This window comes from Thermococcus piezophilus (assembly GCF_001647085.1).
In the GTDB taxonomy this organism is placed as follows: Archaea; Methanobacteriota_B; Thermococci; order Thermococcales; family Thermococcaceae; genus Thermococcus; species Thermococcus piezophilus.
In genome coordinates this window covers 166,166-189,317 of record NZ_CP015520.1, presented here as the reverse complement: position 1 = coordinate 189,317, position 23,152 = coordinate 166,166, and the positions used below count along the sequence as shown (strand labels likewise).

Annotated in this window: 24 protein-coding genes; 12 read left to right on the top strand and 12 right to left on the bottom strand. The window is 51.4% G+C overall.

What is annotated here, in order from left to right; translation table 11 throughout:
• Nucleotides 1-138: 138 nt before the first annotated feature.
• Complete coding sequence (locus tag A7C91_RS00975; RefSeq protein ID WP_068664136.1) at nucleotides 139-837, top strand: metallophosphoesterase family protein; 699 nt, start codon at nucleotides 139-141, stop codon at nucleotides 835-837.
• A gap of 12 nt (nucleotides 838-849) precedes the next feature.
• On the opposite strand, the gene A7C91_RS00970 is transcribed toward A7C91_RS00975, so the two are convergent.
• The 3 genes from A7C91_RS00970 to A7C91_RS00960 all read right to left on the bottom strand — a co-directional run bounded on the left by A7C91_RS00970 (nucleotide 850) and on the right by A7C91_RS00960 (nucleotide 4,510).
• Nucleotides 850-1,158 carry a PRC-barrel domain-containing protein gene (locus A7C91_RS00970; RefSeq protein WP_068664134.1) on the bottom strand — a complete coding sequence of 103 codons (309 nt, stop codon included), beginning with the start codon at nucleotides 1,156-1,158 and terminating at the stop codon, nucleotides 850-852.
• A gap of 77 nt (nucleotides 1,159-1,235) precedes the next feature.
• Nucleotides 1,236-3,749, bottom strand: a complete 2,514-nt coding sequence (locus tag A7C91_RS00965) for a CDC48 family AAA ATPase (protein ID WP_068664132.1) — start codon at nucleotides 3,747-3,749, stop codon at nucleotides 1,236-1,238.
• Nucleotides 3,746-4,510 (bottom strand): hypothetical protein, encoded by a 765-nt coding sequence (locus A7C91_RS00960; protein WP_068664130.1) that lies wholly within the window; start codon nucleotides 4,508-4,510, stop codon nucleotides 3,746-3,748. Before A7C91_RS00960 ends, A7C91_RS00965 begins: the two co-directional genes overlap by 4 nt.
• Nucleotides 4,511-4,633: 123 nt before the next feature.
• Here A7C91_RS00960 and A7C91_RS10935 point away from each other — a divergent pair, with 123 nt between their 5' ends.
• From A7C91_RS10935 to serS, 3 genes are all read left to right on the top strand, one after another.
• Nucleotides 4,634-4,792, top strand: coding sequence for a hypothetical protein (locus A7C91_RS10935; protein ID WP_199920059.1), 159 nt, complete (start codon nucleotides 4,634-4,636; stop codon nucleotides 4,790-4,792).
• Between the two features lie 63 nt (nucleotides 4,793-4,855).
• On the top strand, nucleotides 4,856-6,058 hold the full coding sequence (locus A7C91_RS00955; protein ID WP_068664128.1) for a molybdenum cofactor synthesis domain-containing protein: 1,203 nt from the start codon (nucleotides 4,856-4,858) through the stop codon (nucleotides 6,056-6,058).
• Between the two features lie 144 nt (nucleotides 6,059-6,202).
• Nucleotides 6,203-7,570, top strand: a complete 1,368-nt coding sequence (gene serS, locus A7C91_RS00950; RefSeq protein ID WP_068664126.1) for a serine--tRNA ligase — start codon at nucleotides 6,203-6,205, stop codon at nucleotides 7,568-7,570.
• Between the two features lie 454 nt (nucleotides 7,571-8,024).
• On the opposite strand, the gene A7C91_RS00945 is transcribed toward serS, so the two are convergent.
• The gene (locus A7C91_RS00945) at nucleotides 8,025-8,729 is read right to left on the bottom strand and encodes a nucleotidyltransferase domain-containing protein (RefSeq protein WP_068664124.1); all 705 of its coding nucleotides are present in this window, start codon (nucleotides 8,727-8,729) and stop codon (nucleotides 8,025-8,027) included.
• Nucleotides 8,730-8,810: 81 nt separating this feature from the next.
• Here A7C91_RS00945 and A7C91_RS00940 point away from each other — a divergent pair, with 81 nt between their 5' ends.
• Nucleotides 8,811-9,230 carry a hypothetical protein gene (locus A7C91_RS00940; RefSeq protein WP_068664122.1) on the top strand — a complete coding sequence of 140 codons (420 nt, stop codon included), beginning with the start codon at nucleotides 8,811-8,813 and terminating at the stop codon, nucleotides 9,228-9,230.
• Nucleotides 9,231-9,250: 20 nt separating this feature from the next.
• On the opposite strand, the gene A7C91_RS00935 is transcribed toward A7C91_RS00940, so the two are convergent.
• From A7C91_RS00935 to minD, 7 genes are all read right to left on the bottom strand, one after another.
• Nucleotides 9,251-10,441 carry a hypothetical protein gene (locus A7C91_RS00935; RefSeq protein ID WP_394326658.1) on the bottom strand — a complete coding sequence of 397 codons (1,191 nt, stop codon included), beginning with the start codon at nucleotides 10,439-10,441 and terminating at the stop codon, nucleotides 9,251-9,253.
• Nucleotides 10,442-10,506: 65 nt separating this feature from the next.
• Nucleotides 10,507-11,526, bottom strand: a complete 1,020-nt coding sequence (locus A7C91_RS00930) for an L-threonylcarbamoyladenylate synthase (RefSeq protein ID WP_068664120.1) — start codon at nucleotides 11,524-11,526, stop codon at nucleotides 10,507-10,509.
• 33 nt (nucleotides 11,527-11,559) lie between these two features.
• Nucleotides 11,560-12,597 (bottom strand): glycosyltransferase family 4 protein, encoded by a 1,038-nt coding sequence (locus tag A7C91_RS00925; protein ID WP_068664118.1) that lies wholly within the window; start codon nucleotides 12,595-12,597, stop codon nucleotides 11,560-11,562.
• Between the two features lie 39 nt (nucleotides 12,598-12,636).
• Nucleotides 12,637-13,770 (bottom strand): cell wall-binding repeat-containing protein, encoded by a 1,134-nt coding sequence (locus tag A7C91_RS00920; RefSeq protein ID WP_199920058.1) that lies wholly within the window; start codon nucleotides 13,768-13,770, stop codon nucleotides 12,637-12,639.
• A gap of 209 nt (nucleotides 13,771-13,979) precedes the next feature.
• Nucleotides 13,980-15,434 carry an asparagine synthase (glutamine-hydrolyzing) gene (asnB, locus tag A7C91_RS00915; RefSeq protein WP_068664114.1) on the bottom strand — a complete coding sequence of 485 codons (1,455 nt, stop codon included), beginning with the start codon at nucleotides 15,432-15,434 and terminating at the stop codon, nucleotides 13,980-13,982.
• 121 nt (nucleotides 15,435-15,555) lie between these two features.
• The gene (locus A7C91_RS00910; protein WP_068664112.1) at nucleotides 15,556-16,299 is read right to left on the bottom strand and encodes an ATP/GTP-binding protein; all 744 of its coding nucleotides are present in this window, start codon (nucleotides 16,297-16,299) and stop codon (nucleotides 15,556-15,558) included.
• Nucleotides 16,296-17,036, bottom strand: a complete 741-nt coding sequence (minD, locus tag A7C91_RS00905; protein WP_068664110.1) for a cell division ATPase MinD — start codon at nucleotides 17,034-17,036, stop codon at nucleotides 16,296-16,298. Before minD ends, A7C91_RS00910 begins: the two co-directional genes overlap by 4 nt.
• A 111-nt stretch (nucleotides 17,037-17,147) precedes the next feature.
• Here minD and A7C91_RS00900 point away from each other — a divergent pair, with 111 nt between their 5' ends.
• The 3 genes from A7C91_RS00900 to A7C91_RS00895 all read left to right on the top strand — a co-directional run bounded on the left by A7C91_RS00900 (nucleotide 17,148) and on the right by A7C91_RS00895 (nucleotide 19,931).
• A complete protein-coding gene (locus A7C91_RS00900) occupies nucleotides 17,148-18,956 on the top strand; it encodes a PINc/VapC family ATPase (RefSeq protein ID WP_068664108.1) in 1,809 nt (602 codons plus the stop codon).
• A gap of 40 nt (nucleotides 18,957-18,996) precedes the next feature.
• Nucleotides 18,997-19,170: a hypothetical protein gene (locus A7C91_RS10930; protein WP_199920057.1), complete on the top strand. Its 174-nt coding sequence runs from the start codon at nucleotides 18,997-18,999 to the stop codon at nucleotides 19,168-19,170.
• Between the two features lie 206 nt (nucleotides 19,171-19,376).
• Nucleotides 19,377-19,931 (top strand): Maf-like protein, encoded by a 555-nt coding sequence (locus tag A7C91_RS00895; protein ID WP_068664106.1) that lies wholly within the window; start codon nucleotides 19,377-19,379, stop codon nucleotides 19,929-19,931.
• Here A7C91_RS00895 and A7C91_RS00890 read toward each other — a convergent pair.
• The gene (locus A7C91_RS00890) at nucleotides 19,926-20,570 is read right to left on the bottom strand and encodes a PHP domain-containing protein (RefSeq protein ID WP_068664104.1); all 645 of its coding nucleotides are present in this window, start codon (nucleotides 20,568-20,570) and stop codon (nucleotides 19,926-19,928) included. The genes A7C91_RS00895 and A7C91_RS00890 overlap by 6 nt on opposite strands.
• 120 nt (nucleotides 20,571-20,690) lie before the next feature.
• Between A7C91_RS00890 and A7C91_RS00885 the strand changes: the two genes are divergently transcribed.
• From A7C91_RS00885 to A7C91_RS00870, 4 genes are all read left to right on the top strand, one after another.
• Complete coding sequence (locus A7C91_RS00885) at nucleotides 20,691-21,125, top strand: cobalamin B12-binding domain-containing protein (protein WP_068664102.1); 435 nt, start codon at nucleotides 20,691-20,693, stop codon at nucleotides 21,123-21,125.
• 48 nt (nucleotides 21,126-21,173) lie between these two features.
• Nucleotides 21,174-22,133 carry a methylmalonyl Co-A mutase-associated GTPase MeaB gene (meaB, locus tag A7C91_RS00880; protein ID WP_068664099.1) on the top strand — a complete coding sequence of 320 codons (960 nt, stop codon included), beginning with the start codon at nucleotides 21,174-21,176 and terminating at the stop codon, nucleotides 22,131-22,133.
• Entirely contained in the window at nucleotides 22,130-22,534 is a 405-nt protein-coding gene (gene mce, locus A7C91_RS00875; protein WP_068664097.1) for a methylmalonyl-CoA epimerase, read from the top strand. The genes meaB and mce overlap by 4 nt, the downstream gene beginning before the upstream one ends.
• Before the next feature lie 188 nt (nucleotides 22,535-22,722).
• Nucleotides 22,723-23,148 carry a DUF835 domain-containing protein gene (locus A7C91_RS00870; RefSeq protein WP_068664095.1) on the top strand — a complete coding sequence of 142 codons (426 nt, stop codon included), beginning with the start codon at nucleotides 22,723-22,725 and terminating at the stop codon, nucleotides 23,146-23,148.
• Nucleotides 23,149-23,152 lie beyond the last annotated feature (4 nt).

The window sequence follows — 23,152 nt, the reverse complement described above, 5'->3', positions numbered from 1 at the left end:
GGTTTTGCCATCATGGCTTTCTCTGGGCCTTTTATGGATTTTAGCTTTGTCATAATGGTTCGTTGACTTAATATTCTTGGCTTCAGGCGTGTGCCTAGGTTTTTAATATCCTTCTGTGAACATTGGATGGGGAACGCTATGTTCATCTCCTTAATAAGCGATGTTCACTCCAACTGGGAAGCTCTCCAGGCGGTGTGGGATGAGGTTAAAGACGCTGACGTAATCCTCTGCATGGGGGATCTGGTCGGCTACGGTGCCTCACCAAACGAGGTTGTGGAGTTCTTCAGGGAGCAGATGGAGCGGAGAAAAATACTCTGTGTCAGGGGAAACCATGACAACGCGATAGCCTTTGGCACCGAGTGGGGCTTCAACCCCTACGCGAGACAGGCCGTTAGGTGGCACCAGCGCGTTATGAGCACCGAGAATCTCGAGTTCTTGAGGAAACTGCCCGTAAGGCAACTGTTCATCGATGAGGCTGGGAGGAGCTACCTCTTAATTCACGGCTCGCCGAGGGCACCGCTGGATGAATATCTCTTTCCCTGGCTTCCTGATAGCGAGTTCAAGGCCGTTCTGAGCTACGTTAAGCAGGACGACCTCCTCGTCGGCCACACGCACGTTCCAATGCTCAAGGAGATAGCTGGCAGGAGGATAATCAACCCCGGCAGCGTCGGCCAGCCGAGGGACGGCGACTGGAGGGCGAGCTATGCCCTTATCGATACTGAGACTCAAAAAATCGAGTTCCATCGTGTAGAATATGATGTCCAGGAAGCGGTCAGAAAGATAATCAAAGCTGATCTTCCAAGGTTTTTGGCGGAAAGGCTCTACGATGGGTATTAAAAGGGAGTAGACTCACCCCTCGGTTGCTTCTGTCTTATTTACTGAGCCGATCCTCCTGAGCTTGGACTTGACGGCGAGCTTGCTGGAGTCTATGATGATAACCTCGCCGATACTCTTGACGGCGCTTATTGGAATTAGCAGAAGCCCCTCGTGATCCGTAACGAACTCGCTCGTGTCGAGGTCCTCGTCGGGCTCGGCTACGATAACGAGAATATTGCCTGTTTCCTCATCGAAGCTAAGATCGTAAACCCAGCCGAGCCTTATTCCTGTGTCAGTTATCAGCTCGACGTCCCTAAGCTTGGAAGCTATTATCCTGACCATCTCATCCACCCCTTGGTTTAATCGTGTAAACGGTTGGACACCAACGTATAAAACTTTTTCCAAAATAGAAATGAAAATCAGAAGGTGAAGTAGTCCATCTTCCCCGCTTTTTCCTCCTGGGTCTTTCTGGTCTCCTCGAAGTTTCTGTAGTACTCTATCATGTAGGGCGTTATGCTCGGTCTGACCGTCTTTAGTGCCTCCTCGAAGTCCCTCTTTGATACCTTCAGCTGCTCGAGGAACTCTTCACTCTGCTCCGCTACGACTTCCCTCGGAAGCTTGGACATTATTCTGCGCATCGCCATAAGCGCCGCCTCCCTCACGAGGGCTTCCAGGTCGGCACCGCTGTAGCCTTCAGTCCTCTTTGCCAGCTCTTTGAGGTTGACATCCCCTGCGAGAGGAACACGCCTGGTGTGGACTTTGAGTATCTCCAGTCTGGCCTTCTCGTCCGGCGCTGGCACGAGTATCATCCTGTCGAACCTTCCTGGCCTGAGCAGGGCTGGATCGAGAATGTCCGGCCTGTTGGTGGCTGCTATAACCATTACACCGCTGTTCTTCTCGATTCCGTCCATCTCTGTCAGGAGCTGATTGATCAGCCTGTCCGTGACGCGGTTCATGTCGCTACCCCTTGCTGGCGCTATTGCGTCGATCTCGTCGATAAATATGACAGTCGGGGCGGCCTGTCTAGCTTTGCGGAAGATTTCCCTTATGCGCTTCTCGCTCTCACCGACCCATTTTGAGAGAACCTCTGGCCCACGGATGCCAATAAAATTGGCTTCACTTTCCGTAGCGACGGCCTTGGCGAGGAGGGTCTTACCAGTTCCAGGTGGACCGTAGAGCAGTATACCCCTCGGTGGGTCGATTCCGAGCCTCTGGAAGGCTTTTGGGTACTTGAGCGGCCACTCGACGGCTTCACGGAGTTTCTGCTTGACTTCCTCCAAGCCTCCGACATCTTCCCAGCGGACGTTGGGCATCTCGATGAGGACTTCCCTCAGCGCCGAGGGATCCACCATCTTCAGAGCCTCGTAAAAGTCAGCTTTCTTGACGCGCAGCTCCTGAAGAACCTCGGGCGGAATCCTTTCCTGCTCGGGGCTTATCTTGCCCTCTTTGATGAGCCTCCTGAGGACGACCATTGCTGCCTCTCTTGCCAGCGCTGCCAGATCAGCTCCAACGAAGCCGTGGGTCTTCTCGGCCAGTTCATCAAGCATCTTGTCGATGAGCCTCAACCTGACCTCCGCGTAGATCTCTCCGTCGTCCTTTAGGATTTCCTTGACTTCCTCCTCGTTCTTGGCATTTTCAACCTTTTCCATTATCTTCTTGAGCCTCTCCTCCTCGAAAGTCTCCTTCCTCAGGAGATCTCCCACGACCTTGAGGACAGTCTGCTTGTCGTAGTCCGGCTCAAGAGGCATCCCTCTGGTGTGTATCTGGAGTATCTCTTTTCTGCCTTGCTTGTCTGGCACGCCTACCTCGAGCTCGCGGTCGAACCTTCCTGGCCTTCTGAGGGCCGGATCTATCGCATCGGGCCTGTTGGTGGCGGCAATGACTATGACCTTTCCGCGGCTCTTGAGGCCATCCATCAGGGTAAGCAACTGCGAGACGACCCTCTTCTCGACTTCTCCAACAACCTCTTCCCTTTTGGGTGCAATAGCATCGATTTCGTCGATGAAAATTATGCTTGGTGCGTTTTCCTCCGCGTCTTTAAATATCTCCCTTAAGCGCTCTTCACTCTCACCGTAGAATTTGCTCATTATCTCTGGCCCGTTGATGGCTATGAAGTGGGCGTTAGCCTCGTTGGCGACGGCCTTAGCGAGGAGCGTCTTTCCAGTTCCAGGTGGACCGTAGAGGAGCACACCCTTCGGGGGGTCTATTCCAAGGCGCTCGAAGAGCTCTGGGTGTTTGAGCGGAAGCTCGACCATCTCACGAATCTTTTGAATCGCATCGCTGAGACCGCCTATGTCCTCGTAGGTTACCTCTGGGATGGTTTCCTCACGGACTTCAACTGCCTGCGGGAGAACCTCAACCTCTGTGTTGTAGGTTATCTGGACTATGCCCTTGGGGTTGGTGTTGACGACGACGAATTTCAGCTCACCGAAGCCGAGGGGCATGGCCTCAAAGAACCCCCTGAGTAACTCATCGAAGGGCGATCCAGTATAGTAACCCGTCTCGCTCCGCCCGCTGGCGACGATGAGGTCTCCCTTAACGACTGGCCTGCCTAGGAGATTCTGCTTGACCATATCGCCGGGTATCTGGATGAAAACTCCCTTCTGGGCTGGAGCAAGGACGACTTTCTTGGCCTCCTGAACCTCCGCCCTTGCAACGGTGACGTAGTCTCCTATACTTACCCCGGCGTTTCTCCTTATGTAACCATCCATCCTTATGATGTCCAGGTTTTTGTCGTCGGGGTGAGGGTTTGCCACTATCGCAGCCGTTGAGCGTTCTCCAATCAGCTCGACGATGTCGCCCGGCCCAACCCCGAGCTGGCGCTGGTATTTTTTATCAAAGCGTACGATGCCCCTTCCGACGTCCCTTTTGAGAGCCTCCGCCACGCGGAGCTTTATTTTCTCATACCTCCCCTCATCCTTACCGAAGATCATCTTGACCTCCTCCTTTTCTGCTTTTCAATGGCCTCCTCCAAGGTCATGTTTCCAAGTGCAACTTCACGGGCCAGCTTGGATGAGATGGTTATCATCCCGCTTAACTCGCGGCTCCGCCGTTTTATATCTTCGATCTCACGTTTGGTTGGCTCTTTGACTTCTATGAGCTCACCTATCGGAACCTGTCGGCCATCGCGTAGTCCTATGTTTATGGCTGCCACGATATCTTGTACCTGCGAAACCTCTATTCCACCCACCTTTGGCGTTGTCCTCGACTCGTTCACCACGATGACTGGATAATCGCAGCCGAGCAGATCTCCAAGCGCCTTCAACATCAGTATCCTCTGCCTCTTTGCGCCGTGTCCGATTTTGATTTTAGCTGCTGGGTACTTCTCGAGCAGATCGATGATTATCCCGACGTCGCGCGGGCTCTTCAGGTGGTGAACTTCTACCACGCGGTTGTCCGCGACGACACTAAGACCGGGTCTCTCTCCGGGGTCTATGGCAATGTAGACCTTTTTAAAACGCTCCCTTCCTTCAAGCTTTGCGAGCAGCTCGTCGATGAAGTTCTCGTTCCCGACTATGACTTTAACAGGGAAGTCGATTTTATCGTAATCCTTTTCGCCAGTCAGCACGACCTCAACGTCGAAGGGAATCGTATCTCCCATGCGGAGGCTGTGGAAGGGTATATTGTACTCCTTCAGCACCTTGGTCGCGGTGTAGTAAACACGAGCATCGCTAGTTATGATGGCCACTCTCATGGTCGTTAGTAGGTCTTTACAATTAAAAACCTTTCTAACCGTCCTAATCAATAATTTTGGCCCCGAAAAACCCCAATTTACCAGAAAAAATTTATAAGCCATTATTAGCAAGTAGGGACGGGGATGGGTATGCAACCTCCAAAGAAAAAGAAGAAGGTCGAGGAGTTCGAGGAAGAAGAGTTTCTCGAAGAGGATGAGTGGGACCTGGAAGATGAAGAGTGGGAGGACGAGGACTGGGAAGAAGATTGGGAGGAGGACTGGGAAGAGGACGATGAGTGGTGAGTTAAACGCTTTCTTTTACGTAACCCATTTATAGCAACGCCCCTATTTTTTCTTGGTGATAGAATGGCGTTCCTGAAGGTAGTTCCACTGGAGGAAGCACTCGAGGTCATAGAATCCTTTCCACTGGAGAGAAGGGTCGAGAAGGTCCCGCTCGAGGAGACGCTCGGAAGGGTTCTCGCGGAGGACGTGGTGAGCCCCATAGACGTTCCCCCCTTTGACAGGGCGACGGTGGACGGCTACGCGGTTAGGGCTGAAGACACATTCATGGCAAGCGAGAGCGAGCCTGTGAAACTGAAGGTCATCGGCGAGATAAACGCCGGAGATACGCCGACGGTGGAACTCAAGCCGGGCGAGAGCGTCTACATATCCACTGGCGCCCCCCTTCCAAAGAACGCCGACGCTGTGATACAGTTCGAAGACGTGGACAGGGAAGGAGACGAAGTAATCATCTACAAGCCTGCCTATCCTGGCCTTGGGGTTATGAAGAGGGGCACCGACATTCCAAGTGGAAAGCTTCTCCTAAGGGCTGGGACGCGGCTTGGCTTCAAGGAGACTGCTCTGCTCTCAGCGATTGGCTTTTCGGAGGTTAAGGTCTTCAGGAAGCCGAGGGTGGCGGTGATAAGCACGGGCAATGAGGTGGTTCTGCCTGGGACTGAGCTTAGATACGGCCAGATATATGATATCAACGGCAGAGCGATAGCCGACGCCGTTAGGGAACTTGGGGGAGAAGCCGTTTTCCTTGGCATAGCAAAGGATGACAAAGACAGCTTAAAGGAGCTCATCCTCAAAGGCGTTGAGTGCTGCGACATCATAATCCTCAGCGGCGGCGCGAGCGGGGGAATAAGGGACCTAACGTCATCGATAATCGGTGAGCTCGGTAAGGTTTACATCCACGGCATAGCGATACAGCCGGGGAAGCCGACGATAATCGGTCTCATTGACGGAAAGCCGATATTCGGTCTGCCGGGTTATCCGACGTCTTGCCTCACGAACTTCACCCTGCTGGTCGCTCCACTCCTGAGGAAACTCCTGGGAAGGGAAAGCGAGGTCAGAAAGGTCAAGAAAAGGCTCGCCCACAAGGTCTTCTCGGTAAAGGGCAGGATGCAGTTCCTGCCCGTAAAAGTCGAGGGAGAAAATGCCGTTCCGATACTCAAGGGCAGTGGAGCGGTGACGAGCTTCATTGATGCTGACGGCTTTATAGAGGTGCATGAGAACGTTGAGATACTGGATGGGGGAGAGGAAGTCGAAGTTACGTTTTTTGGATGAGTTCTTTTTCTCTTTTCCTTGCCCATCCGGGTAACCGCGGCCGTTGGTCGTTAACTTGACACGACCCGGGTTCTTGCCAGAACGTCAAAATCCCCATCAAATCCTTTTTAAACTCCCGCGCCGTTCATTTCCCAGGTGAAGGCTATGCTCGATATAAAGCTCATCCGTGAAAACCCCGATCTGGTCAAGGGGGACCTAATCAAGCGCGGGGAAATTGAGAAGCTCAAGTGGATAGACGAGATCCTCGAGCTTGACGCCAAGTGGCGCGAAAACCTCAGGAAGATAAACCATCTCAGGCGCGACAGGAACAGGATAGCCGTCGAGATAGGCAAGAGGAAGAAGGCTGACGAGCCCGTTGATGATCTTTTAGCCAAGAGCAAGGAGATAGTCGCCCAGATAGAGGCCCTCGAGAAGGAAATCGAGGAGATAAGAGCGAAGATTGACTACTACCTCTGGAGGCTTCCGAACATTACCCACGAGAGCGTTCCGATTGGTAAAGACGACACTGAGAACGTCCCCATAAGGTTCTGGGGGAAGGCTAAAGTTTGGGAAGGCTTCCTCGAGTCCTTCAAGGAGCAGAGCCTCGGAAAGATGGACTATGAGGTTCTGAGCTGGAGGCCTAAGCTCCACGTGGATATGCTGGAGCTCCTTCATGGCGCTGACCTGGAGAGGGCCGCGAAGGTAAGCGGCTCGCGCTTTTACTACCTCCTCAACGAGCTCGTCATACTTGACCTTGCCTTAATCCGCTTCACCATCGACAAGCTTATCGAGAAGGGCTTTACCCCTGTGATTCCGCCCTACATGGTCAGACGCTACGTCGAGGAAGGCGTCACGAGCTTCGATGACTTCGAGGACGTTATCTACAAGGTCGAGGAGGAGGATTTATACCTCATTCCAACAGCTGAGCACCCACTCGCTGGAATGCACGCCAACGAGATACTCGAGGGCAAGGATTTACCACTCCTCTACGTTGGTGTGAGTCCGTGCTTCAGAAAGGAGGCCGGAACCGCTGGAAAGGACACGAAGGGAATCTTCCGTGTTCACCAGTTCCACAAGGTCGAGCAGTTCGTCTATGCAAAGCCGGAGGAGAGCTGGGAGTGGCACGAGAAGCTCATCCAGAACGCCGAGGAGATATTCCAAGAGCTTGAGATTCCCTACAGGGTTGTGAACATCTGTACTGGAGATTTGGGCTACGTTGCCGCTAAGAAGTACGACATCGAGGCCTGGATGGCCGGCCAGGGCAAGTTCAGGGAGGTCGTTTCGGCGAGCAACTGTACGGAGTGGCAGGCTAGAAGGTTGAACATCCGCTACCGCGACAAGACCCACGAAAAGCCGCGCTTCGTCCACACTCTCAACTCCACCGCTATAGCTACATCGAGGGCAATAGTTGCCATCCTGGAGAACCACCAGACTGAGGAGGGCGTCGTTAAGCTTCCAAAGGCCCTTTGGAAGTACACTAGCTTCAAGGAGATTCTCCCGGCGCACATGAAGGAGAAGTGCTGTAAGGTGTGAACAAAGGTCCTAATCTTTCCTTGATCTTTCTATTAATAGTTGAATCATCGAAAAGTTTATAGGGTTTACTATATTGCCCATTGATAGAATAACTATTTGGAATGATTTTATGGTACGGAGAATCCGTGTGATTACAAATATCTTGGAGATGACATAATAAAGCACTACAAGAAGATGTTATAATCTCTTTGGTTGCATTACACAAGTTCTTAAGAGATTATAGGCAAACATTAGGTTTGCATAAGGGCTGGACGTTAGAATAGTATTGTCATAGGGGATGTATTAAAGTTCTAGAGTTCTGTGAGAATAGGCATTTAGGTTTATATTATTAGACTCGGATTAGGTAATTATAAACAAAGTTTGTGAAAATTTGAACATGATTTACATACAAATCATTCACAATTATAATCAAGAATCTGTGAGATATGTATAAAAGGAAGTCCAAAGTACTGAATTAAACCCCTCCCCTTTCCCTCACTTTTCTCCTAACGTTCGGGTCCCTGTCCGCTATGAGCTTCAGTGCCTCCTCAAAGCTCATCCAGTCTGGCACTTCCTCGTTGATGTATATTCCGGTCCTCCCTATAGCGTCCCTCCTCGTCAAGACGTGAACGCGCTCGGTTACGATGTCGATGCTCACCCCTAGAATTTTCGCCACCTCGCTCTCCCTTCCGACCACTTCACTCTCGATGTGGCCCTTCTCGGTTGGAATTATGAGGATGAGCTTTTTGTTCACCCCTGAAACTCTCTGCTTAGTCTTCACACCCCACAAGTCTATGGCCCCGCCCCAGCGGTAGAACTCCAGCTCCCTGTCGGTCGGTTCTATCAGCGGAAAGGTGACGGTGGTTTCCTCGTCTATCTCGATGACACCCTTTATGATGTGCCACGGAGTTGCCATGACTATCTTTCTCCTGCTCACGAGTCCCTCAAGGGCGAGTTCGATTAGATAGCTCGGAACCTTGTAGGGGATGAATATGTCTATGTCGCTGTTCTTCTTTACGTCTCCCCTCGCGACACTTCCATAGAGACGTGGGTCAAACTGCTCAAGGCGCTCTATTATGCTCAACGCCCTCTCACGCTTCTCCCACAGGTAGCGCCAGCGTTTGGGGGAGTAGACAACTTCTCTCTCGTCCCAGACTCTAACAACTTTTTTCCCCGGCATCGTTTTTTTTAGAACCCAAACGTTTAAAGGTCTACCGATAGTGTTTTATATGTAGTTGAAATGACTTCGGGGTGGTGAAAAATGCCAGTGCTCGGATTTAACATAACTAAGATTGAAATGGAGAAGAAGACCATTGTAGTGCCTTCTGGTCAGATTGAGGTCAGGCTCTCACCGAAGGTTAAGGATATGCGTCTCGGGGAGATACGCACACCAACTGGGAAGATGAACGGTATCGAGATTCTCTTCAGGTATGAGATCGATTACAACCCCAAGGTCGCCCAGGGCGCCATTGAGGGTATTATCCTGTACGTCCCGCCCCAGAAGGACAAGATGGACGAGATACTGAACCTCTGGGAAGATGAAAAGAAGATGGACCCCATCACCTTCGCCGAGGTAGTCAACTTCATAACCAAGGAAGTTTCCCCGATAATAATGCTCCTCGCCAAGGAGATGCGTCTTCCATACCACATACCGCTTCCGAGGGTCGAGGTTAAGTCCTGACCGTTCACTTTTTCCTGTTTTTACTGATAAATGCCCTCCGCTTCGTAGAGCATGTTCCGGATTTCCTCGAGCTCTGACATCTTTTGAAGGGTGTTCTCTGCTAACTCAAGAGCCTTCATATAGTTTTTCTTGCTGGCATAGTATTCCACTTTTTCGACCTCCTCGAGGATATTCTCATCTCCCTTTGAAGCTGCGAACTGTTTGAGGATGGCCAGACGGATCTTGACCCTGAAGCACAGATCGCTTTTGATTTCTAGGGCGCTCTTGTAGGCCTGCATGGCTTCCTCAATTTTTCTGACACCAATAAGAGCCTCTGCAAGCTCTACAAGCTTCTCGGCAGCTTTTTCATCATCTCCGCGCGATCGGTGGGAGCTTATTATCTGGTAGAGCATCCTTATGGTGTTTATGCCTATCAGCTTAGACCTGTTGTAGTTCTTGGCGAGGAGGTAAGCATACTGAGCCTTTACGAGGCAAGTAGTCGTTTCATCAAGGTCGCCATTGGAGTATGCTACCTTGCTCGCCTTCTCGAAGTTCTTGCCGGCGGTGTCCATCATTTCAATGAAGTGAATGTCGTAGCCGAATATTGCCCTGATGAAGCTCGCGAGCTTATAGAAAGCTTCCGCCGCGCCCCTCGAGTCGCCCTTCTTGAGCCGCTCCTCTGCAGCCTGTCCGTACAGGGCTATCAACGTTTCTGCGATTCTCTTGTATGATTCAATGTCGTCAGTTATCTCATAGTACCTGTACGCTGATTCATACGCCCGAATTGCCATTGATATGTCGTCGTTGTCCTGGTACGACTTGCCGAGATCCTCGTATATAGCCGCGAATTCCTCTGCGTATTTCCGGAGGTTTCTCTCGTCCTTTAGGGTCAAGAAAATCTCTAAAACATTGGAGCAGTACCCGTCGAGGGTATCTATATCTACCTCAAGACGGGTTATTTCCTCCTCGATGAGGTCTATGTAGAGGTAAGCGCTCTTCAGAAGGAAGGGGCGGGCTTTCTCTATTAAACCTGCCTTTTCACGCAGAACAAAGCCGAGGTACTTATAGAGCCTTGCGGCATCTTCTTTCCTTTCCTCCTTCTCATAACCTCTCGCAGCGCGAAGAATTAATTTAAGCCCGTCCTTAATCTTTCCCTCGTTGATCTTCTTGAAGGCAAGCTGCTCCAGCTCTTCTGGCCCCTCAAGTCCAATGGTGGTTGCCAAATTCCTCACCTCACATGATTTAAGTCAGAAGGTTATTTTGATTATATTTAAAGTTTTAAATATTTAAGTATTGTCTACGCCCATACTATCCTGTATCCAGCCGCTTTTCTGAGCCTGTTCATCACGGCGAATCCAAGTCCTCTCTCCTCGATCCCTTCGGCGATTATTATATCCACTCCCCTCTTATCAAGCTCCCTCAGAGCTTTGAAGAGGTTTCTGGCGAATTCTTCCTCAGTGTCCCCGAAGTGGAAGAACTCATCGCACTCGTAGGGCTCCGTCGCCATCACTCCCACGCGGAGCCCCTGCCCCTGATACTCCTTAACGAGCTCTTTTATCTTCTCTCTGACACGCTCCATTGGGCCTTCCACTACGATGATCTGGGCCTCGGGAGAGTAGTGCTTATATTTCATCCCCGGCGAGCGGGCAACATCGACGAGCTTGCCCCTGACCGCGGGATGTATCTCAACCTCGCCGATGACCATCTCAATCTCCTCGAGTGGCAGTCCGCCGGGTCTTAGCAGGGTTGGTTTTTCATCGCTCAGGTCAATGACTGTGGACTCCACGCCGATTTTAGTCTCCCCGCCATCGATTACACACTCTATCTTCCCGTAGAAGTCGTCTATGACGTGCTCGGCCAGGGTGGGGCTTGGTCTACCACTTACGTTGGCTGATGGGGCTGCTATCGGGGTGCTGGCCCTTATGAGCGCGAGGGCTATTGGGTGAGAAGGCATTCTGACCGCGACAGTATCGAGGCCGCCCGTGGTGACCTTCGGGACTTCATCCTTCTTAGGGAGAACAATCGTTAAGGGGCCCGGCCAGAACCTCTCAGCTAACAGTTTTGCCTCCTCTGGGATTTCCCTTGCGAGTTTATTCAGGTCTTTGAAGTCGGCTATGTGAACGATGAGCGGGTTGTCAGCTGGTCTTCCTTTGGCCTTAAAGATTCTCTTAACGGCTTTCTCATTGAGGGCATCGGCGCCAAGACCGTAGACCGTCTCAGTTGGAAAGGCAACCAGCTTTCCCTCCAATATGAACCTCGCGGCTATCCTAATCTTTCTCTCATCGAGACCTTCTCGAATGTTGATTACTACCGTCATCCTCTCACCCAACGTTTACCGAAAAAAAGCTTGTTAAAAACGTTGCCCAAGGACTTTGAGGTAAACCCCATCGACCTCCTCGGCAACAACGCTCCAGGAATAGAGCGCCGCTATCCTTCTTCCGATTTCTCCGGCTTTTCTGTTCGTCTTGGGCTTCAAGAGAGATTTTACGGCATTCACGAGACCGTCGAAGTCGTCGAAGAGCAGACCGTTCTTTCCGTTCCTTATAAGCTCGGCTATTCCCCCCACGTTCCTCCCAACAGCGGGAACACCGAGGCTGTTCGCCTCAAGAATTACCAGCCCAAAGCCTTCCCTCTTGGAAGGAAGCACGAGCATGAGGCTTTTGGAGAGGACTCTATCGATATCCTGCCTGTATCCGAGGAACCTGACGTTCTCCGGTGCTTCCATCTCAAGATTCCGCCTAAGCGAGCCGTCGCCAACTACGAGGAACTCAAGCTCTGGGAAGACTCTCGCCAGTTCAATGAACGTCTCGGGGCTTTTGTAGTCCCTCAGTGCCCCTATAAACGTGATGTATTTGCCCTTCCATGGTTTCTCTTCCAGGGGCCTGACACCGTTTGGGATTACGTGGACACCCTCTGCCCCCAGAGAGAGCGCCTTCTTGGCGAGGCTGTGGCTCACGGTGATAATTGCATCGGCCGAAGAGAGCGTTTTTTTGACGTAGAACCTTCCGAGAGTTAGCTTCGCCGTGTGCTCGAGGTCGCTGCCGTGGGCGGTGACGACCAGTGGGAGTCCCAACCTCTCCTTTGCTAGGACACCCGCATAGCTCGTCGTCCCGACGAAGTGGGCGTGTATCAGGTCGAATCCAAGCTCCCTATTAAGGTGGACAATCTTCCTAGCACCGAGGAGAGCGAAGCTCGTCCCTCTGAGGCCATAGATTGGGGGCACCATCACCTGATGCACAAACTCCCTCTCGTGCTCCCTCGGCTTAACGGGCCCGTAAGTTAGAACATGAACCTCATGGCGGTTTCTCAACTCCCTGACGAGGTTATCAAGGTGGTTTGCAACGCCTCCCCCGTGCGGCGGATAGTGCCCGACCATTAGAATCCTCATCTTGACCAGGAAAGAATGGAGAAAAGGCGTTAAAAAGCCTTATGGTCTTCCCCTGTCCTTTCCACCCGGCACTCTCGGAATGGGTCGCCCGAGGGTCAGCTGGGCTATCTCCGTCTTTATCCTTGGAATGAGCTCTTTCAGGAGGGTAGTGTAATCTCCCTTGTTAAGGGCTTCCTTGGCCTGCTCTATGAGTGCTTTGATTTCAGTCACATCGTAGCCCTTCTTCTGGAGGACATTCACCATAATCTCAAGCTGGAGTATCTCCCTAGTCATCTGCAGTTTGGCAGAGCCCTGATAGATGGTGTTAATCTCGCTGTACGAACGGGATATGACGAAATCGGCGTCGAAATTGGCCTTCATTGCCAGCTCGTAGGCCATTGCGTAATTGCCCTCTTTGTATTGAGCCCATGCCAGTGTCATAAACTTCTTCGCCTCTTCTAACTTCTTCCTAGCGTCGGGAATCTGGAGGCCGTCAAGGAGCTTCTCAGCCCGGTTGGTCTTGTTCTGGACATTGACCAGCAGATGATATACTGCTGTTGAGTAAGGGGCGAGCATGTCCATGGAGGGGTAATACTCACTGCCAAAGCGCTTTTTCAGGTATGAACTTATGAGATCATCGTTAAGAGGGAACATCGGCTTCAAATTAATTGTTCCTGAATATGTGGCGGCATATTTCACTTCTACGAGAGAGTTAAGTTCGTCTAGGGCCTGGATTGTCTCATCGGCCTTTTCAACATCGGTTAGAATTAGTATGCTCTTTCCGTCAGTCCCATCGCTGAAGAACTCGCTGAGAAGCCTTGTGGAGTAGGCCTCTATGGCGATTGCATCCCTGCCGTTTACTATGATGGCGTACTTTATCTCCTCGAAAGCCTCGCGGAACTCCTCCTTCAGCATCTTTATGACTGCTAGGTTGGTTTCGTACCTCGTCTCACCGTACCATCTTTCGTAAGGTATCCCAAAGCTCTCGAGGTCTTTGGGGTACTCCTCTGGGACTGCCACCGGGCCGCCGATTATTATCACCCTGTCTGGATTTATCGTCAGTATCTCGGCGCTTGCCACGGGATTGTAGGTTCCCCAGGGGCTTACTACAACTCGGGCACCGAGAATCCCCGCTACGTTCTTGGCCACGGCCATGTCCGCCTCGTTGTCGCTGACGAGGATGACTAGGTTCATGCTGACTTGAGTGGCATGAACTGTGAGTGTAGAACTTAATATGATCAGTACCCCCATGAGCAATGCAAGGCCTTTTCTTAGGATCACGGCTTTTCACCTACTTTCTAATTGTGAAGGGGCCTATTTAAGCGTTTTTCCGGAAACCGTTCGGCCCCGTTTGCGAGGAAGGTTTAAAAAAGCTCCATGATGCTTGAAAGATTAAAAAACGTTTAAAAACGTTTATTCTCTTTAAAGACCTCGTTAAACGCTTTTTTGGCGTATTCCCTGAGGGTCATGCTCTCCATCCCGGCCAGCTTTTCTAGCAGCTTCTGAGCCCTGCTCCCGTACTGGGCGGCTTTCTTATCTCTGTTCGCTATCTGGAGGGGTAAGCCGAGTTCAGTGGCAACTTCTCTCAAAATGGCCTTTCGGACTCCGTTCTGTATCTTATATTCAAGCGGCGTTCTCAGCGATATAGACACTACTGCCAGGTCGAGGAAGGGCACTCTTCCCTCGACGGAGTTGAGCATCGCTATCTTGTCATCCCTCGCGAGGTTTTTCTCACCCATATCGAGCAGATCGCTTTCCATGAGTTCCGGCCTCTCAAGGTACTTTGCATAGCCGCCGAAGAGCTCGTCTGCTCCCTGGCCGCTCAGGAGAAGCTTGCAGCCATCTTTACGGGCGAGCTTTGTGGCAAAGTAGAGGGGAATTCCTATGGCCAGGTTCATTGGATTCGGATCCTCTATCGCGAATGCTACCCTCGGAACGGCCTCCCTAACATCATCAAAATCGAAAACGTACTCATTGAGTGGAAGGCCCAGCTCGTCGCTTACCTTTCTTGCCCATTCTAGATCGGGGCTTCCTTCGGTTCCCGCAGTGTAGAGCGTAACCTTCGAGTAGTTAGACGCTATGAGCGCTATAAGTGAACTGTCCAGTCCGCCCGAGAAGAGCACCCCCGTCCTCTTTCCAACTCTGACCCTAACTGCATGGACGAGCGTTTTCATGAGGGCGAGCTTTGCCCTCTCCAGCGGGAGTGGCCCTCCTTTGAGTTCTAGAATGTTGAAGACCCTTCTTCTGTAAACCCCTTCGCGCGAGAGAACCACCAGCTCGCCAGGCTGAACGGGCGTGGCTTCTTCCCCTATCGCCCAGAGTACCTTCTTCTCGGAGGCAAAGAAGCCGTTCGGTGAGTAGTAGAGCGGCCGTACTCCAATCGGGTCACGGAACAGGTATATCCTCTCGCCGTCGCTGAAGGCAACGGCGTAGTCGCCCTCAAGCATCAGCATGGCCTTCCTGATGGCTTCTTCCACTCCTATGCCCTTTTTCCTCAGGAAGTATTTGAGGAGCCTCAGGATGGCCTCGCTGTCCACATCGCTCTCAAAAGAAACGCCCTTTCCTTCCAAATAGGCCCTGAGGTGGCGATGGTTGTATATCTCCCCATTGTGGACGAGGGAGAAGTCGTTGTGGAAGGGCTGGTTGTGGTCAAGCGAGCCGGTCATGGCCAGCCTGCACTGGAGGAGGCCTATCCTTCCATCGGGAATCACACTAACTTCCGAGAAGTCGTGGCTCTTCAGCACTCCACTGTCGGTCCACACACCGAAAGAATCCTCTCCCCTGTGTTTTCCAGTGATTATCATGCTGATAAAGCGTTCTCTTATGTTCTTACCAATCCCACCCGCTATGAGACACATGCTCCCACCCAACGCCATTCAAAGCCCAGTCCCAAAAGGCTTCCCCCTTATCCCTTGAAGGAGTTTTCAAAATGATCTCCCCATGCTGAAACGATGGCCATAAACCCAGGCGAGGACTGAACTAGGTCAAATCTCCGCAGGTGCAGTAATGCTCGTATGCCAGTGTTTCCAGCTCGTCGAATCCATCACGGGTTTTGGCTGAGACATAGACAACCCTTGTCGGAGGGGTGAGTTCCGGGAGCATCGAGCACAGCTTATATGCCAATAGGCCCTGCGTGGACGGGTCGAGCTTCAGCTTCGCGGTCAGGTAGTCTGTGTCCTCGAGGTATCTCCTGTACCTTTCGATGTCCCTGACGGTGTCTACCTTGCTCAGGACGGGAACGGTTGTCGTTCCGAGGCGCAGATCTATCATCAGGCTGAAGAACTTGACGAAGCAGAAGTCATAGGGTTTCTTGAGAATGTCGGGGCTGAAGAGATACGCCGCGAGTGGCTCTGGGAGGTTTTCCATCAGCCGTACTCCAAACTCATGGAATAGGAAGGTCTCCATCTGGCCGGGAGTGTCGAGTAGAATGTAGTCGTTTTCCTCGTTGAGCCTGAGAATGGTATCTATATAGAACTCCACGTGGGGCAAAAGCTTATCATAGCTCTCAACTATGGCCCCGTTCGGTCCGTAGCCCTCTTCCATAATTTCCCAGGCCGTGACATTTTCCCTAACGTCGAGACTTGGATTATATGGGATGTGTCTAACCCCCGTGTCCAGATTCACATAGGCAACTCTGTGGCCGTTTTCTTCGAGATACCTCCCAAATTCTCTGGTTAGGGTCGTCTTTCCGCTTCCTGCCGTTCCCATAAAAGTTAATATCACGATCCCATCACCTTCGCCTTAAAGCCTGCTATTTTTGCTATCTTCTGTGCGAGCTCCATGTAGGCCCTGGCACCCTTGGAGTCTGGTTTGTATTCGACAACCGGAACACCCTCCAGGGTGGCTTCCCTCACCACTGGATCCTCCGGAATAACCGCGAGCAGGGGTATCTCCATAACTTCTTCAGCAACATCGGGGGGAATATCGTTCTCGCTTCTCCCGTATCGATTGAGCACGAACCCGAGGATCGCCAGACCGGCCTTCTTAAGAACTATGCCAACCTTCATCGTGTCGGTGATGCACGAAATCTCGGGGTTGGTTACGAGAAGTACCTCCTCGCTGCTCAGCATGGCATTCATGGCGTCCATCTGGAGCCCCGCTGGGGAGTCGATGATGACGTAATCAAACTGGCTCTTCAGTTCCCTTATGGTGTCGGGAAGCTTTCTGGGGTCGGCCCTTATAACGTGCTCCCAATCTATCGCCGCGGGGATGAGATGAACGTTTTCATACGCAGTGGCATAGATCGAATCAGTTATGCTTGCCTTTTCAGCGAGAACATCGTGGATAGTTGTATACGCATCGTCGATACCCATGACTAGGCTTAGATTTGCCATAGTTAAGTCGGCATCGACTGCACAGACCTTGTAACCCATCTTACCAAGGGCTATTGATAAATTGGCAGCCGTTGTGGTCTTCCCTGTGCCTCCTTTGCCGGAAGCGATAGATATGAGTCTGCCCATTGTCTCACCCATCGTATTTTTGGCTAAACCTTTATGAACCTTTAGTAAGAACATCAAGTTAGGAAGTCTTATAAACAGACGGGAGTCCTTTGGACTTCTGAGGTGAGAGAAATGAGATTATTCGTTGCTGATACGAGTGTTATAGTTGATGGCCGCCTTACGCAGTTCCTATCAACGCTTGAGGACAAAGTTAAGGTCGTCATCCCCGAAGCAGTCATTGCCGAGATAGAGCATCAGGCCAATGAAGGGAAGGCTATAGGTCATGTGGGACTTGAGGAGCTCAAGAAGCTCCGTAAGATGTCCGACAAAGGAAAGATACTCCTCGAGTTCTACGGCGAGCGGCCCGAGCTCTGGCAGATAAGTAGAGCGAAGGCTGGAGAAATAGACCACATGGTCAGGGAGGTTGCCCAGACGCTGAGCGCCACGCTCATAACTGGTGACCAGGTGCAGAGGGACATAGCCATCGCCAAGGGTATAGGCGTGATTTACCTGACGGCCAAGAAAGAAGTCAGGCACCGCTTGGAGGACTTCTTTGACGAGACTACGATGAGCGTTCACCTGAAAGCTGGCTTAAGGCCGATGGCAAAGAAGGGAAGGCCGGGAGAGTGGAAGCTCGTTCCCGTTCGTGACGAGATTCTGACCGATGAAGAGCTCGAAGAGATTGCCGATGACATAGTCGAGCGCGCGAGGCGTGACTCAGAATCATTTATAGAACTCGACGAGCCGGGAGCGACCGTCGTCCAGCTAAGGAACTACCGTATAGTTATCGCCAAGCCGCCCTTTGCCGACAGGATTGAGATAACTGCCGTTAGACCCGTCACGAAGCTGAGTATAGAGGACTACGATTTGAGCGAGAAGCTCCTGGAGAGGCTCGTGGATAAGGCGGAGGGAATACTCATAGCAGGTGCACCTGGAGAAGGAAAGACGACCTTTGCCCAGGCTTTGGCTGAGTACTACGCCTCTATGGGCAAGATAGTAAAAACCCTGGAGAAGCCGAGGGACCTGCAGGTGAGCGACGAGATAACCCAGTACACAGCTCTGGCTGGTAGAATGGAAAAGACGGGGGACATACTCCTCCTCGTCAGGCCGGATTACACAATATTCGACGAAATGAGAAAGACTAGCGACTTCAAAATATACGCTGATTTGAGACTTGCAGGTGTCGGAATGGTTGGTGTCGTGCATGCTACCAAGCCCATCGATGCGATCCAGAGGTTCATCGGAAGGGTCGAGCTGGGAATGATACCCCAGATAGTCGACACTGTGATTTTCATCAAGGCAGGAAGGGTCGCCAAGGTTCTGACGCTAGAGTACCTCGTTAAGGTGCCAAGCGGCATGAAAGAGGAGGACTTGGCCAGGCCTGTCATCGAGGTTCGCGACTTTGAGACGGGCGAGATTGAGTACGAGATATACACCTACGGTGAGGAGATAAGCGTTGTTTCAGTAAAGAATGAGGAGAAGGCCCCAGCTTTACGGCTCGCGGAGAAGAGGCTCAAGCAGGAGATAAAGAAGTTCCTGCCTGATGTTTACGCCGAGGTCGAGATAGTCAGCCCGCACAAGGCAGTTATTTATGCCGACGAGTTTGACATTCCGGCGATAATAGGCAAGAAGGGCAAGCGCATCACCGAGCTTGAGAAGCGCATAGGAATAAGCATAGACGTCAAGAGCTTCGCCGAGAGGGAAGCGGCAAAGCCGAAGGAGAAGATACCCGTCGATGTCGAGGAAAAAAAGAAAACGATAGTGCTCCGCGTTTCGCCGGACTACGCCAAAAAGCCGCTCAAGTTCTACGGCGGCGAGCAGTATGTCTTCACCGCAACGCCAAGCAAGAAGGGCCTCGTCAAGGTAAGCAAGAGCACGCCGATAGGGAAGGAGCTGAAGAGGCTCCTCGATGCGGGCATTCCGATATGGGCCTCCGCGTAGCCTTGAAAACTTTTTATAATTTAATCTCTTCTTTTCTTTAGTGGTAACAAAACTCCGCGGAGGCCACTGCTGTGGGTTCCTTCAGGATCTGGCGTTAATGCTGGCTGTCCTGTTCATTGTGCTGATATTCATGCCCTTCATTCCTGGAGCAGAGAACTTCTTCGGCCTGGTTCTGCTCATCTTCCCGTTCGTCTTCATAGTGGCCTTTGTGTGACCTTATTCGGGGAGATGTTATTTTTCTAGCGTTTGTCTATCTCATCCTCTGCACGGTTGAGATGCTCTTTAGGAGCGGAAAAGAAGAGGAAAATTCCTGAAAGGCTCAGCTGCAAGGGTACTCATCACACCTCAGCTAGCGAAATTGTCGTCATCGCCGGATTTAGTTCTCGGAAGCTTTTTTAACCCTTTTCCGAAGGCCCAATCATGTTAGTGCTGGCCTCCGCGAGTCCGAGGAGAAGGGAAATACTTGGCAGGTTCATAAAGGAGTTCAAGGTTGTCCCGAGCAATGCGAGCGAGGAGTGCTCTCTGACTGAGCCGAAGGCTTACGCTGTTGAGCTTGCGAGTAGGAAGGCGAAGGAGGTCTATGGGCAAACGGGTGGCACAGTCATCGGCGCCGACACCGTAGTCTCAATAGACGGCCACGTACTTGGCAAGCCCAGGGACGAGGAAGAGGCCTACAAAATGCTCAGGCTCCTCAGCGGCAGGATTCACCGCGTTACAACAGGCTACTGCATAATCCATGAAGGGAAAGAGCACTGCGGGGCGGTCGTTACCGAGGTGAAGTTCCGCGAGCTTAGCAACGAGCTCATATGGGTCTACATAAGGACGGGCGAGCCCATGGACAAGGCTGGAGCGTATGGAATTCAGGGGAAGGGCGGGCTTTTGGTCGAATGGATTAAGGGTGATTACTACAACGTAGTCGGCTTTCCTATCGAGATAATACTGAAATTGAGGGAGCTTGGCTTTGAGGTTTTATAGCAGCTCCGAGAAGAGGAGGTCTTCTTTCCTTCCTCCAGCCTTTCTGAAAACCTTCTCACTCCAGGAAACGTTTCCAACATCCTTCGGCCAGTGGGCGTCGCTGGCAAACGTCAGCTTTATCCCCCTCTTTATGCACTCTCTCACGAAGTCCAGCTCGGGAACCCTATATCTTGAGCTTATCTCGAAGGCCTTCCCATTCGCTTCAGCCAGCTCAAGGATTTCCATCAGCTCATCTCTGCTTGGGTAGCCTATGTAGGGGAAGTTTGCGCCGAAGTGGCCGATTACGTCCACATTATCGTCCATCAGGGCGGTTTTGACAAGCTCGATGTATTCCCTGGGGGTTTCCACCCACCTGTGGACGCTTGCTATGATGTAATCAAGCCGTTCTGCGAAATATTCAACGATATCTTGCCCGTTCGGCTCAATGTTGGCTTCGATTCCCGATAAGAGGACAATTTCAGAGTCCTTCCCCGCAGTGTTGATATCCCGCAGATACGCGTTGAAGCTCTTTGGGGTAAAGTAGTGAATGTGGTCACTTATCCCCAGCAGCCTGAGCCCTTTCCGCTCCGCCTCGGCGAGGTTTTCTAGTATCGTCCCCACTCCGTCGGAGTAGCTGGTGTGGGTGTGCATGTCCATCATGGTCTTGACTGCTCAGGAGAGATTAAAAGGATTATGGACAAAATATCCAACGTAAAGTTCAACCTTGAGCTTTGACAACCTTTAAATACCACTCGAAACAAAATCCCGACGGTGGTGAAAGTGGTCGAGCGCTCAAAAGTTAGGGTTCTCGTCGCAAAGCCTGGCCTTGACGGTCACGACAGGGGAGCAAAGGTCGTTGCGAGGGCCTTGCGTGATGCGGGTTTTGAAGTCATATACACTGGAATAAGGCAGACCCCTGAGCAGATAGTGGAGAGCGTTATCCAGGAGGACGTGGACGTTCTTGGCATAAGCATCCTCTCGGGAGCCCATATGGTCCTCATACCGAAGATACTCAAGCTCCTGGAGGAAAAGGGACTAAAGCCCAACGAAGACGTCCTCGTCGTTGCCGGCGGAATAATACCTCCCGACGACGCCAAAGAACTTGAAAAAATGGGCGTTGCTAAAGTCTTTGGCCCCGGCAGTCCAATCGGCGACATCATAAAGTTCATAGACGACAACGTTCCAACGCTCAAGAAGTTCTCATCTGAGAACTGAGCCCAACGTTTATAATTTCTTTTTGGATAATTTGTCCGAGTGGTGACGATGATAGACGAACTAATTGAGCGCATGCTTAATGGTGACAAGAGGGCCACCGCGCGTTTGATAACCCTCGTCGAGAACGACGAGGAAAAAGCCCGGGAGATAATCAAGCGTATCTATCCCTACACGGGCAACGCCTACATAGTCGGCATCACTGGTCCTCCTGGTGCGGGAAAATCGACCCTCCTCGACAAGCTTATCCGCGTTGCGAGGGAGGAAGGCAAGCTCATCGGTGTTATCGCCATAGATCCAACTTCTCCGTTCACCGGTGGTGCCCTTCTCGGCGACAGGATAAGGATGCAGCGCCATTCGACCGATCCGGGCGTTTTCATAAGGAGCATGGCTACACGTGGTTCCCTTGGCGGTTTGGCTAAGGCCACGAGCGACGCCATAAAGGTTCTCGACGCCTACGGCTGCGACGTCATCTTCGTGGAGACTGTTGGCGTTGGCCAAATTGAGATTGACATAGTGAAAACCGCCGACACTGTAGTTCTTGTAACCGTTCCTGGCCTCGGGGACGACATTCAGGCCATAAAGGCCGGGCTGATGGAGATAGCAGACATATTCATCATAAACAAGGCCGACAAAGAGGGGGCTGACGCTACCTACTTCGAGCTCAACCTCATGCTCGACCTCGAGAAGGAGCGCTGGGAAAAAAGAGGCTGGAGACCGCCCATAATCGAGACCGTTGCGACGACGATGAAGGGGATACGGGAGCTCTGGAAGGCAATAAAAGACTACATGGAGTTTCTTGAGGAGAGCGGCGAGATAGAACGCAAGAGAAAGTTCCGCGCCGAGGAGGAGATAAAGACCATAATCTCCGGTACTATAGTGAGAAAGATTAGCGAGAGGCTCACCGAGGATGAGGTCACTGCCCTGATAGATAGAATCGTGCGGCGTGAGATGGATCCGTATTCTGCCGCGGATTTGGTTCTCGAAAAAGCCCTGGGGGTGAAAGTGTGATAAAGAAGATCGACCACGTTGGAATTGCTGTGAAAAACCTTGAGGATGCTATAAAGGTCTGGGAGGGTCTTGGCCTTAGCGTTGAGGAGATTGAAGAAGTGCCGGATCAGAAAGTTAGAACCGCCATAATACACGTTGGAGAGAGCAGGATTGAGCTTCTTGAGCCGACTGCAGAGGATTCTCCAATAGCTAAGTTCATTGCTAAGCGCGGAGAAGGAATACACCACATTGCACTTGGAGTTGATAACATTGAGGAACACCTTGCAAAACTCAAGGATGCAGGGTATAGGCTGATAGACGAACAGCCCAGACTAGGGGCTGGCGGTGCAAAAATAGCATTCGTCCACCCCAAAGCAGTAACCGGAGTTCTGCTTGAATTATGTGAAAGGAATGAAGAGTAATCGATTATAACTTTCAAGAGTTTTTAATTATTTGCTGTTTCTCCACCTTTTGATTGAACTTGAGGATTTATTACAGAATTTTTTAATAACGAACAGTAATACTTATAAGTTCCTTACCGGACATATGCCGACGATAATTTGGAAAGAGGCTATAATACTGTTTAATAAAAACGTGCGAAGTGATAATTATGCCCTTCAAGGGAAAGGCCATACAGACTGGGCCCAGAATAATAAACTACCGGTATCTCAATGAGGTCCTCAAGAGGGACCCGGCCAGGACAAAAATCCTCATAACTCGAAAGCCTCCCTTTGATATCATGGGAAACAACATCTATCAGATATGGCTCACCAAGGTGCCCCATTCAAACGCAGTTCACCCCTCAAAGTTGCATGTGATAGAGCAGATGGTCTGGGAGCATCTCCAAAATGGGAAGGTGGATGTCATTCTTGATGCTGTTGAATATCTCATGATTGAACACGGTGTTGAACCAACTCTTCGTTTTGTTAGCAAGCTCCGCGACATGGCTCTTCTCATGGACTCGAACTTCTACGTGACCGTCAGTGATGGGCTCGATAATAAGGTTCTCATCCTTCTCAAGAGAATCGTTGAATAGCTGA